Source organism: Brachyspira pilosicoli (assembly GCF_036997485.1).
Taxonomy (GTDB): domain Bacteria; phylum Spirochaetota; class Brachyspiria; order Brachyspirales; family Brachyspiraceae; genus Brachyspira; species Brachyspira pilosicoli_C.
This window is the reverse complement of sequence record NZ_JAWLPU010000001.1, coordinates 893,702-906,203: the sequence shown is the minus strand read 5'-3', so window position 1 is coordinate 906,203 and position 12,502 is coordinate 893,702. Positions and strand designations below refer to the sequence as shown.

The 12,502-nt window shown below is 28.7% G+C and carries 11 protein-coding genes; 5 read left to right on the top strand and 6 right to left on the bottom strand.

What is annotated here, in order from left to right; genetic code table 11:
• Window positions 1-32 precede the first annotated feature (32 nt).
• On the bottom strand, window positions 33-1,319 hold the full coding sequence (locus R4I97_RS04055) for a hypothetical protein (RefSeq protein WP_335783811.1): 1,287 nt from the start codon (window positions 1,317-1,319) through the stop codon (window positions 33-35).
• A 327-nt stretch (window positions 1,320-1,646) separates the two neighbouring features.
• Between R4I97_RS04055 and R4I97_RS04050 the strand changes: the two genes are divergently transcribed.
• The 5 genes from R4I97_RS04050 (at window position 1,647) to R4I97_RS04030 (ending at window position 8,282) form a co-directional block, all read left to right on the top strand.
• Complete coding sequence (locus R4I97_RS04050; protein WP_335783810.1) at window positions 1,647-3,281, top strand: Na+/H+ antiporter NhaC family protein; 1,635 nt, start codon at window positions 1,647-1,649, stop codon at window positions 3,279-3,281.
• A 189-nt stretch (window positions 3,282-3,470) separates the two neighbouring features.
• The gene (locus tag R4I97_RS04045) at window positions 3,471-4,277 is read left to right on the top strand and encodes a transketolase (protein WP_335783809.1); all 807 of its coding nucleotides are present in this window, start codon (window positions 3,471-3,473) and stop codon (window positions 4,275-4,277) included.
• Window positions 4,278-4,298: 21 nt separating this feature from the next.
• Entirely contained in the window at window positions 4,299-5,246 is a 948-nt protein-coding gene (locus tag R4I97_RS04040; RefSeq protein ID WP_335783808.1) for a transketolase family protein, read from the top strand.
• Window positions 5,247-5,266: 20 nt separating this feature from the next.
• Window positions 5,267-5,737, top strand: a complete 471-nt coding sequence (locus R4I97_RS04035) for a PTS sugar transporter subunit IIA (RefSeq protein WP_335783807.1) — start codon at window positions 5,267-5,269, stop codon at window positions 5,735-5,737.
• A 205-nt stretch (window positions 5,738-5,942) separates the two neighbouring features.
• Window positions 5,943-8,282 carry a transglycosylase domain-containing protein gene (locus tag R4I97_RS04030; RefSeq protein WP_335783806.1) on the top strand — a complete coding sequence of 780 codons (2,340 nt, stop codon included), beginning with the start codon at window positions 5,943-5,945 and terminating at the stop codon, window positions 8,280-8,282.
• On the opposite strand, the gene R4I97_RS04025 is transcribed toward R4I97_RS04030, so the two are convergent.
• From R4I97_RS04025 to R4I97_RS04005, 5 genes are all read right to left on the bottom strand, one after another.
• On the bottom strand, window positions 8,279-9,463 hold the full coding sequence (locus R4I97_RS04025; protein ID WP_335783805.1) for a bifunctional ornithine acetyltransferase/N-acetylglutamate synthase: 1,185 nt from the start codon (window positions 9,461-9,463) through the stop codon (window positions 8,279-8,281). The genes R4I97_RS04030 and R4I97_RS04025 overlap by 4 nt on opposite strands.
• Entirely contained in the window at window positions 9,456-9,941 is a 486-nt protein-coding gene (locus tag R4I97_RS04020) for a hypothetical protein (protein ID WP_335783804.1), read from the bottom strand. Before R4I97_RS04020 ends, R4I97_RS04025 begins: the two co-directional genes overlap by 8 nt.
• Window positions 9,942-10,004: 63 nt before the next feature.
• Window positions 10,005-10,388, bottom strand: coding sequence for a DNA primase (locus R4I97_RS04015; protein WP_335783803.1), 384 nt, complete (start codon window positions 10,386-10,388; stop codon window positions 10,005-10,007).
• Between the two features lie 217 nt (window positions 10,389-10,605).
• The gene (locus R4I97_RS04010; RefSeq protein WP_335783802.1) at window positions 10,606-11,775 is read right to left on the bottom strand and encodes an iron-containing alcohol dehydrogenase; all 1,170 of its coding nucleotides are present in this window, start codon (window positions 11,773-11,775) and stop codon (window positions 10,606-10,608) included.
• A gap of 188 nt (window positions 11,776-11,963) precedes the next feature.
• Window positions 11,964-12,290: a hypothetical protein gene (locus tag R4I97_RS04005; RefSeq protein WP_335783801.1), complete on the bottom strand. Its 327-nt coding sequence runs from the start codon at window positions 12,288-12,290 to the stop codon at window positions 11,964-11,966.
• Window positions 12,291-12,502: the final 212 nt, after the last annotated feature.

Here is a 12,502-nt window from a genome sequence, read left to right as displayed (position 1 = left end):
GAAATATAATTGAAATACTCTAGTCTAAAGAATTAATTATCTATACTTATAGATTTTATTGCCTCTATGCATAATTCTTCATTCTCTTTGCCGTTATATGTAAACCATGCAAGAAGTGCCAGCTTTTTTGAAACTGCTACTACAGTAAATACATAATCATCATTGTCTATAGATTTTTTGTATACAGCAGATTTTATACCTTTTATTTTTATATCTGTAAGGTCGCCTTTTTCTTCTTTTGCAACGTCCATTTGTTTTATAACATATTCCATTATAGCATCAGTCTCTTCGTTTGCAAAAGAATATACCTGTATAGCAATGTATGTATGTATATTTTTGAATTCTACCAAAGTCTTATCATCTCTATGAACATTAAAGCTCATAGGAAGAGAAATATTAAATCCGCCTGCTATAGAGTATCTTGCATATTCTTTTCTAAATCCAATATCAGTATTAACCATTTGAATATTATTTTGTTTATTGGCTTCTATAAATTTAGCTAAATTATCATCGTCAAGATAGTATGCTATATCAGAAAGTATCTTCCAAGGATATGGCAGTGTTTTATCTTTTTTGTATGCCTCTTGAAAACAGTAAATTATTTTTTTATATACATCTCTCTCTTTGTCATCTATAATCTCTCTAAAAGGGAAATAAAGCCATATAATACTATTTAAACTCTTAAACCAAAAGTCAGCATTAATCTCTTCATCATTCCAAATAAAAAACTCTCTTGCAAAATTATATTTATCTTCTAAAGGAGCATTAACTAAATTATTAAACCAAGATTTTCCCCAATATCCCAAAGGAGAAAGTGCATAATATTCTTTTTCTATCATAGGGTAATCATAAGGCATAGATATCATAAAGTCTTTAAACTCTTCATTAGCAAGCAAACTCTCTGAATATTCATTTAATGCTAAAACAAAAAAATTTTTTAATTTATCAAATTTTTTTTCTTTAAAATATCCGCTATGGTCTTTATATGTTTTATCTTCTTCAAATACAATATCTAATCTTGTCGAAATTCTGCCTAATACAGAAATAATAAATCTATGATACCCAGCACCAAAAATTCCGCTGTTAATAGTTACATATAATGTACCTTCTTTATATTCAAAATACACAGGGTCAGCAGATGGATGAAAAGAGTATATTAATGTACTTGATTTCTCTTCATCTAAGATAGAATATTCTGAAAGCATGACAAGAGGGTTAATATTTACTTCGTTTAGAGATGATACTATTGATTTAAATAGTCTGTCTTTTGTAGGAAGAGCCCTATTAAATTTAGCACTAAGTAAAAACTCAATATTCATAAAAATTATATATACATATTATAATATCATATATAATAACATTTTTTACTAATATATCAATATACATTTTGTAGTTGTTTTATGCAAAAGTATTGATTATTATATTATTTTGTATTGACAAAGTTAATATTTTGTAGTAGAATCAATTACTATAAAAAGAAAGTAGGAAAATAATGAATAAATTTAAGAAACATAATAAACCTCTTATCGTTTGGGAGTGTTAAATTATTTATTCATTATTTGTAGTTTAGCAATTTAAAAGCTCCCTTAAATATAGGGGGCTTTTTTATTTGAATATAATACATAAAAAATAGGAGCTGCTTAAAAATGGAACATTACGGTTTATTTGGTATTATACCGCCTCTTTTGGCTATAATACTTGCCCTTCTTACAAAAGAGGTAATAATCTCTTTAACGGTTGGTATACTTTCTGGTACTTTAATACTTGCACATGGCAACATATTTACTGCTATTACTATATTTACAGATAAAGTTGCTGCTATGACTGGGGATTCTTGGAATGTGAGAATACTTTTATTTTGTGCTTTGCTTGGTGCGTTTGTCAGCATGCTTTCAAAAACAGGTGCTACTAAGGCTTTTGGTTTATGGGCTAGTAAATACCTTAAAACTAAAAAGAGTGTATTAATATTTACTTGGTTTTTTGGACTTATTATATTTATAGACGATTATTTTAACAGTCTTTCTGTGGGTACTGTAATGCGTCCTGCTTTCGACGAAAAAAAGATTTCTAGGGCTAAACTTGCTTATATATTAGATTCTACTGCTGCTCCTGTTTGTATACTTGCACCTATATCTACTTGGGTTGTAACTGTGATGAGCTATATTAGAGATTCTGAGGGGTTTGAATCTTTGAATATGAGTGAGTTTATCTTCTTTATAAAGATGATACCATATTCGGTTTATCCGCTTTTAGCTTTGGCTTTTGTAGTATTAATTTCTTTATTTTTTAAAGATTTTGGTCCTATGAAAAGAAGTGAAGATGATGCTGCTAATGGAAAACTATTTAATGAAGATTTATACGGTGCTTGTCCTGGTAATTTAGAGAGTATTTCGGGAGACAGTGCTAAATGGTATGATATGGTTATAGCGATAGTAGTATTAATATTAGCTTGTATAGCAATGTTTCCAATTACTACGTATATGGGGTTAATTGGTTCTGACGGTATAGAAACTTTATCACAAGCTTTCAATAGCACTACTGTTACAAATGCTTTTATACAAACAGATGCTTCTAAGGCTTTATTTTATGGAGCTGTTATTTCGCTTATGATAATGTATATTTATTATGTTGCTAGAAAACTTTTAAATGTTCGTTCTGCTGGAAATGCTATAATGGAAGGTATAAAATCTATGGTGCCTGCTTTGGTGGTGTTGGCTTTGGCTTGGACTATTGGTAATGTTATAAAATCATCGCCAGAAGATGGAGGTTTAGGTTTAGCTTCTTTCCTATCAGAAGTTGTTAAAGGCGGCGGTTTCCCTCTTTGGATACTTCCTGCTATTGGTTATTTGCTTGGCTGTGTTATAGCTTTCTCTACCGGAACAAGCTGGGGTACTTTTGCTATACTTATCCCTATAGTAATACCTATTGCTACAGGTCTTGCTAATGCTAATGGTTATACAGGAGAACAGCTTTTGAATGTACTTCTTATTAGTGTAGGTTCTTTGGTGTCTGGTGCTGTATTTGGAGACCATTGCTCTCCTATATCTGACACTACAATACTTTCTTCTACTGGAAGCAACTGTCCTTTACTTGAGCATGTTAGCACACAGCTTCCTTATGCAAGTTTGGTAGCTATTGCTTCATTTATAGGTGTTATAGTTGGCGGTATTACTTTAAATCCTTTCTTGGCTTTATTAACAGGATTTGTAATAATGTGTATAATGGCAATATTAGCACCAAAATTTTATGAAAAGAAAATGGCTAATGAAGTAAAAAAGTAACTATTTTAAAATATTAAAAATTTTTAGAATCCCTTGATATATATATATTATTAAGGGATTCTTTTATTATATAAAAATACATATCATATTGAATTTTTTCTTACAAATCTATATAATTAAATTTTGAAATATAAGTTAATTATTTAATTTTAATAATTCAATTTTAATATTAAATTGGAGGATTTTTTAATGAGTTCTATAGAAGAATTAGAAAAAAAAGCTAAGAAATGCAGACAAACACTTCTTCAAATGGTTTATGATTCAAAAGGGGTAGCACATGTAGGCGGATCTTTATCTGCTATGGATATGGCTGTTGCTGTATACGACAAATATATTAATTTGAAAGACAGCGGTAGATCTCGTTTTGTATTATCTAAGGGACATGTTGTTGTTATGCAATATGCTATATTAGCTAATCTTGGAATTATACCTATGGAAGAGTTAAAGACATTAAAGCATATTAACAGTCATCTTCAAGGTCACCCAGATGTTAATAAAATACCAGAAACAGAGATGAATACTGGTCTTTTAGGTCAGGGTTTAGCGGTTGCTATGGGTATGGCTTATGCAAGAAAGTTTAATAATAATGCTAATAAAATATTTGCTTTATGCGGTGATGCTGAGCTTCATGAGGGGCAGATTTGGGAAACTGTTCAGCAGGCTGCTCATTTTAAATTGGATAATTTAGTTGCAATTATAGATAATAATGGACTATCTTCTCATGACCCTGTTAATGAAGTTATTAATTTAGGCTCTTTGGAAGATAAGTTTAAAAGTTTTAATTGGAATGTGATAACCGTAAAAGACGGAAACAATATGAAAGATGTTGTTGAAGCATTAGACAAATTAGATACATTAAGCGGAAAACCTGTTGCTATTATAATGAAGACAGTAAAAGGTAAAGGTGTTTCTTTCTTGGAAAATAACCCTAATTGCCATTCTTTAACTATAAATGATAAAGATTTTGAGCAAGCAAAAAAAGATTTAGATATGTAATAAAAAAGGGGAATAAGATTTATGATAAACATAGAAAAAACTTCAGCTCCTAGAGCAATAATAGGAAAACATTTAACTAGTTTAATAGAAAAAAATAATAAAATAATAGTAATAGATAATGATTTAGGTACTTCAACATCTTCTTTTGATGTAAGTAAAACTTTTCCAAAGAATTATTGGGAATTGGGTATTGGAGAGCAAAGTTCTTTAAGTGCTGCTACCGGTTTAGCGTTAGAAGGAATGTATCCTGTATATGTTAATTTTGCTATATTTGCAAGCGGTACAGTGTGGACTCAAATTAGACAAGCTGCCTACACTAAAGCTAATCTAAAAATAATAGCTACTCACCCAGGTTTAGATGCTGGTCCGGACGGAGCAAGCCATCAGGCTACACAGGATATGGCTTTAATGCGTTGTGTGCCAAATATGAATGTACTTCTTCCTCTTGATGAAAATGATGTTAAATCTGCTATTAGTTATGCTCTTAACAATAAAGGTCTTTATTATGTAAGAGTGGCAAGAGAGGCTGTACCTATTATTTATAATACTCCTGAAGAGGCTAATTTTGATATTACAAATAAAGAAATAGCTAAAACAGGTGATGATGTTGCTTTATTTTTTGATGGTTCTTCTTTTGAACAGGCAGTGGATGCTGTTAATTTATTAGAGAAAAACAATATTACTTATCGTTTAATACATGTTCGTTCTCTAAAGCCTTTAGATACTAAAAATATTATAGAAAATGCTAAGAAAGTTAAATGCGTTGTTACTTTAGAGAATCACAGTGTTATAGGTGGCTTGGGAAGTGCTGTAGCTGAGGTGCTTGCTGAGCATAAAGATGTTGCTCCTTTAAAAATAGTAGGATGTAAAGATTCTTTCACTGAGTCTGGAAAATCTACAGAATTAAAAGCAAAATATGGCGTATCTGGTGAAAATGTTTTAAGCAAGGTAAAAGAAGTAATAAAATAAATTAAAGGATATTATCTTTTATGTATGGCTTGGCAGATATGCTTAAAGAGCTTGATTCTGTTAATGTTATTGATAATATTAATAGTTGGCAGGAAGCAGTTGAAGAATGTTTTAAGCCTTTATTAGAAAAAGAATATATTAGCAGAGAATATATACAAAATGCTATAGATTGTGCAAAAGAGTTTGATTTTTACTATATTATAGGTAAACATTTAGCTATGCCTCATGCTAAAAGAGATTTTAATGTTTTTAAAACTGGTATATCTTTGCTTGTAGTAAAAAATGGAGTTAATTTTGAGAATCATTTTAATAATCCCATTTATTGTTTAATAGGGCTTGCTGCTGTTGATAATGATTCACATATAGATATTATATCTGATATATTAGAGATATTTGGAAGCGAAGAAGATGGGGTTGTTGCTAGTGAATTAAAAAATATGAACTCTAAAAAAGAGGTTATCAATTATATTGTAAATAAAAAATCTAATTAATATATTTATAATAATCTATAATTTATTATAAAATATATAATATAAAAAAGAGCATGATAATAATAATTATTATGCTTTTTTTATTTTTTACTATATTTATTAAAGATTTGTTTTTTATAAGATACAAAAAATTGATGTATATTAACTTGCAAAGTTAATTATATCATAGTATTATATTAAAAAATATTATGTTAATTGGTGTATAATGGTTACTAAAGATAAAACTGTAAAAAAGAAAAAATCAAAACTTAAAAAATTTCTAATAAGTGCATTTATTATTATACTTTTGATTTCAGCTACTGGAGGTATAATACTTAGTCTTTATGTAGGAAATATATATAAAGATTGGGTATCTAAGAGAGATCAAAGTATGGCTATGCTTGAGGAATACTATAATATAATAGTAATAAGAGGAAATGAAAAGAGAATAAGATATTTTAACCCCCTAAACCCTTTCGGTGATTCTCCTCCTACAAAGATTTATGATAAAAATAACATACTAATAGGCGAATATATGCCTCCTGCTTATGAGGTTGTAAATGTTGATGATATTAACCCTCTTTTAGAAAAAACACTTCTTTTAATGGAAGACCAGAAATTTTATTCACATAAGGGTATAAATTATTTTAGGTCTGCATATTTAGCAATACAAACTATTTTAACAAGGAAAATAGTAGGCGGAGGTTCAACTCTCACACAGCAATTAGCTAAATTGTTATTTACAAAAAGCGAAAGAACAATAGAGAGAAAATTGTTTGAAATGTTTGCTGCAAGAGAGATAGAGGCTAAATATACAAAAAAAGAAATACTTGCGATGTATTTTAATACTGTTTACTTGGGTGATGGGAATTATGGTTTTGAGGCTGCTGCTAATTATTATTTTCAGAAACCTTTAAGGCAATGCAGATTATTAGAATTTGCCATAATGGTTGGTATGCTGCCTAACCCTACATATTATTCTATAGTAAATAATCCTGACAACAGCAGAAAAAAAGTTGACCAAATACTTTCAAGGTTAGTAAAAAATAAAATTATAGATGAAGAAACTAAAAAGGCAGAATTAGAACTATTTGACCAAAAATACACAAATATTAGCAAACAAGTAAAAGGTGCTCAGTGGAAAATGACTGTAAATAGAACACCCTATGCTAATGAATATGTAAGACAAGAATTATTAAACTATTTTAACAAAGATGAACTTGCATTATCTGGGCTTAAAATATACACAACAATCAATGAAAGATATTACAGAGTAGCAGATGCTGTAATGAAAGAAAAAATAAGAAATCTTCAAGCATCTACTTCCAACAGAAGCTATCAAGGTGCAATGGTTTCTATAGACCCTAAAACAGGCGGTATACTTGTAATGATAGGTGGGGACGGATACACATTGCAAAATCAGTTTAATAGGGCAGTTCAGGCAAAAAGACAAATAGGAAGCGTAATAAAGCCTTTTATATATTTGTATGCATTTGAAGGAGGTGCTCAGCCTTTTTCTACTATGATTGATACAAATTACAGTTATCCTCAAGGACCTGGAAAACCTGCATATTCTCCAAGGAACTTCAATAGGAGATATATGGGAGAAATTACTTTGGAAACTGCTTTAACAAAATCTATTAACACAGTTGCAGTGAAATTATTAAATGATATTGGTCTTACTTATTTTATTGATCATGCAAGAGAGTTTTTTGGAAATGATGCCTATATACCAAATGCATTATCTATAGGTTTGGGTACTATAGAGATGAGCCCTTTAGATTTGGCTACTGCTTATGGAGGGCTTGCTAATAATGGTGTAAGATATAATAACTATATAGTAGATAAAGTAATAGATATAGACGGTAATGAATTAAGCGTAACTGCTCTTGCCGACAGAACACCCAAAAAAATTAGTTCAACCTCACAAGCATCATATTATTTTTTAAACTCTACTCTCCAAAAAGTAATAGCACCAGGAGGCACAGCATATAGAAGCGCTAATACTTATGGTTTTCAAAGTCCTTCATATTCTGCTAAAACAGGTACTACAAGCGAACATAGAGATAACTGGTTTGTAGCTTATAATGATGAGATTGTAACTGTTGCTTGGATTGGAAGCGATAGAAACGATGTTCTTCCTAATAATGTTACAGGAGGAGCTACTACTGCTTTGGCTACATTTCAATATTTAGATGCTATTACTCCTTTAGATAAAAGAGAGTTTCATTGGAAAGTGCCGGAAGATGTATTTATTGTGGAGATTTGTCAGGATTCAGGACTTCCTAGGAATCATACTTGTATTAATACTACTCCTCTTACTGTTGGAGGAAATATTGACCTTAGTACTCAATGTAATATTGACCATATAAGAAGCGGTACTAGAAGAAATAATAATAATGATTTAACTAATATGGAAGAAGAAGAAGAAGAATATTATTATGCTCCATTAGATGAAAATAATGATTATACAAATGAAAAATCTAATAATACAGAGAATAATAATATTTATACTCTTCCAGAAGAAGTAATATATGACCCTACTGTTGGTAATATAAGAAGTTAAATATTATAACTTGAATGTATTGATATATATTCCTGAGTTATATCTGTAAAATAATAGTAATCTTCAAATTTTGTATTATATCCGCAATCTAATATAATATGATGTTCATTTTTATCTTTATTTAAACTATTATTTAATATTTTTAATTCATTTTGATTTTCATTTATTTTTCCGTTTTTATAAATATTAATATTATCTACTGTTATTGACATTTTATCTATATTAACATTCATATTCCCTATAGTTGATAACAGCTTACGGTAATCTATTTCATTTGAAATAAATAAAATTTTCACAAGATTAGACTTTGATATTTTGCTTGCTATTTCCAAGGCATCCTTTTGAGTCTTTGCTTTTTTTACAGATACCATAATTGTTTTGCTCATTCCTTCGCCGTCTAATAGTATCATCTTAGATATAACAGCGCATATCTCTTCTAATTTTTGCTGTAATTCTAAAAATAGTTTTTTATTTTTTTCATTGATGGCTTTATTTTCTAATGCCCCATTAGCCATTATCAAGGCCATATCATTAGTTGATGTTTCTCCGTCTATTGATATTCTGTTTAATGTATGTTCTACTGCATATTTAAATGCTTTGTTCAAACTCTTTTTTTCTACATTCAAATCTGTAAATATAAATAGTAATACAGTAGCCATATTAGGGTGAACTATTGAACTTCCTTTTGCTATTGCCAAAAAGTTTGCTGTTTTATCTTCTATTTGTAATTGGGTTTTATATACTTTATCTATTCTATCTCTGGTTTGAATAGCCTTTATAATGTTTTCATCAAATCCAATATTTAGTTTAGCATTACTAATGGCATTTTTTATTTTTTCTGCTTCTAATGGAATACCTATTATTCCAGTTGATGCCATCATTATATTATCTTTTTTGCATTTAAAAACACTGCTGGAATGTTTAGCTATATCCAAAACATCTTGATAGCCTTTTTTACCAGTGAGAGAATTAGCAGACTTACTATTCACTATTAATAATTCAATTTTGTTTTTATCATTATTTTTAGAAAATTGTATAGGAGCAGCCTGCAATTTGTTTTGCGTATATAATGCCGATACCGTACTTGGCAATTCACTTTTTATTATAGCAAGATCATAATCATTGTTTTTTAGTCCTGCTTTTATTGCCGCAGAGGAAAATCCCTTAGGCATATCATACATTAAATAAATCCTCCTCTTCAGGATCTGAATCGTCTTCTATTTTTTTTACTTTTCTGTTTTCGTAGTTTATTCTCTTTCTTACAAAGAGTTTAGTACCCTTAGAATTTTTGCGCTCTTGTATGATGCCGAAAGTACCAGAACCTAAATAAACTATTTTATCATTTTCTTCCATCTCTTCTTCATTGTTATTTTTGATTTCTTTTAATATACATTCAAAATGTGCAAGTTTATTTGTAGCATTATGTGTTATAGCTTCCTCTGGTATATATATAGGTTCATTACATATAGGACATATTGCTTTTTCTGATTTGTCTTTCATCTTATTGCTAAGATATATTTTTTCATATTCCTCTATAGTTTTTTTATTTCTATATTGATTATGATTATTTTTTTTTCTATTATTATAAGAGTTATCTTTTTTCTTCTTATTATAAAAATTATTATAATTTTTAAATTTATTATTATTTTTTTCAGCCATTCAAAAACCTATACTATAAGCAATATTAATACTTATTATATTAATATTGCTTACTTATATTTATTAATCTTCATCATCATAATCATCTTCATCATAGTCTTCATCATCATCGAAATCATCATCATCAAAGTCATCATCAAAATCATCATCGAAGTCATCATCAAAATCTAAATCATCATCATACTCATCATCATACTCATCTTCATCATCTTCATAATATTCATCATCTAAATCCTCGTCATCTTCTTCATATTCATCATCGAAATCATCATCAAAGTCATCATCGAAATCATCATCATCATCGTACTCGTCTTCATCATCATAATCTTCTTCTTCATCGTCATAATCATCATAATCATCATCATCGAAATCATCATCGAATTTAGCAAAATATCCATTTAACATTTCTATAATATTAAAAAAACTAAGATATTCTAATTTTTCCATATTTACTCCATTTTATCGTAATTTTAAGGCTATCATAATACAATACTTTTTTTTGTCAAGTCTTTTTTATAAATTGCATATAATTCTATATAAAGTTTTTTATATTATTATTTTATTTTCAAAATAATATTTACAATACATATTTTTAATCATATAAAAACCCCAAGCATTATATAATAATAATACTCGGGGAAAAACTATGATTAAAATATATTAATTAAAAGTTAACAGCATTTCCATAATAAGCTGCTTCTAATACTTTTTTCATATTAGCAACATCAGTCTCTCTTGGGTTAGAACCTGTACAAGGGTCAGCAACTGCATTTTTAGCTATATCATCACATTTTTGTTTGAAATGGTCTTCTGTTACGCCGTTGTCTTTATAAGTTTGTTTAATGCCTAATTTAACATTTAATTCTTTAACTTTATTTACTAAAGCAGCTGTAAGTTCTGCATCAGTATTTCCAGAAAGTTTAAGCATTTTAGCTATATCAGCAAATCTATTAGCACAAACTTTTGAATTGTACTCTATAACATAAGGAAGAAGTATAGCATTACATCTGCCGTGTGTTATATGGAACTCAGCACCTGTTTTATGAGCTAAACTATGTACTATACCAAGTAAAGCATTAGAGAAAGCCATACCAGCTAAACATTGAGCAACATGTAGTTTTGCTCTTCCTTCTTTATCGCCTTTAACTGCTTTTTCTATGTTATGAACAATCATATCAATTGCTTTCATAGCTAAAGCATCTGTTATGTCAGTTCTAAGTCCTGCAACATAAGCTTCTATAGAGTGAGTTAAAGCATCCATACCAGTATCAGCAGAAACAGTTTCTGGCATTGTCATAGGTATTGAATAATCAAGTATAGCAATGTCTGGAGTAATTTCAAAGTCTGCTAATGGATATTTGATGTTAGTAGAATAATCAGTTATAACTGAGAAAGCAGTAACTTCTGAAGCTGTACCGCTTGTAGAAGGTATAGCTGCAAATATAGCTTTTTGTCTAAGTTTAGGCATAGTAAAAGGAGTTTTAATATCATCGAATTTTTTCTCAGGATATTCATAGAAAACCCACATAGCTTTAGCAGCATCAAGTGCAGAACCGCCTCCTAATGCAACTATTACATCAGGTTGGAATTCTCTCATAGCCTCAGCACCTTTATAAACTGTTTCTATAGAAGGGTCTGGCTCAACACCGTCAAATATTTTAACTTCTAAACCAGTTTCTTTTAATATCTTTTCGCATTTATCAAGGAATCCACCTCTTTTCATAGATGAACCGCCTGTAACGATTATAGCTTTTTTGTAGCCTTTTAAGTTTTTTAATTCTTCCATAGCATTATCGCCATAGTATAAATCTCTAGGAATTGTAAATCTTGACATTTTTAATCTCCTAAAATGTATTTTTATTGTACCAAATTATAACATTTATAAATAAACTGTCAATATTATTATTATTGAATATACACATTTCTATATATATTTCTAATGTAAATTTTTTTTGAAAATATAATAATTTATAAAAAATATATAATAATTAAAAAAATTATGATGATAAATTAATATATCTCCTAATTTGATTTATTTAAAAATTCTTTTGTTGATAAAATATTTATTTGATTAACAAAAATTTTCTTACTATTTAATTTAAACGTAAGATCATCTATAAGATATTCATTATCTTTTTCTGTACCAATTATAAATTTATGATTTATTAAAGATTTTAAAATAGCTCTCATAGAAACATTTAATTTTATATATAATCTTTCAAATATTGATTCCTTCAAATCCTTAAGATTTCTCAAAAATATTGATATCTTTACCACATCAGAGCTTTTTAAAATATCATCATCAAATTCTTTTAAAATAGAAAATATATCATTTTTTGTAACAAGCATAGCACTTGCAAAAATATCAGCATCTTTTTCATTCTCTGTATATATATATTAAATGATATATTTCATGTGCTATAGTAAAAAATATTCTCCTATAATACTTTTCTGATTCTGGTTTATATATAACAATAATTGGATAATCACCTAAAAAGCATGCAAATCCATCAATATATAAAATTATTAAAATACAATTTTATTTAAATTAAATTTTTCCA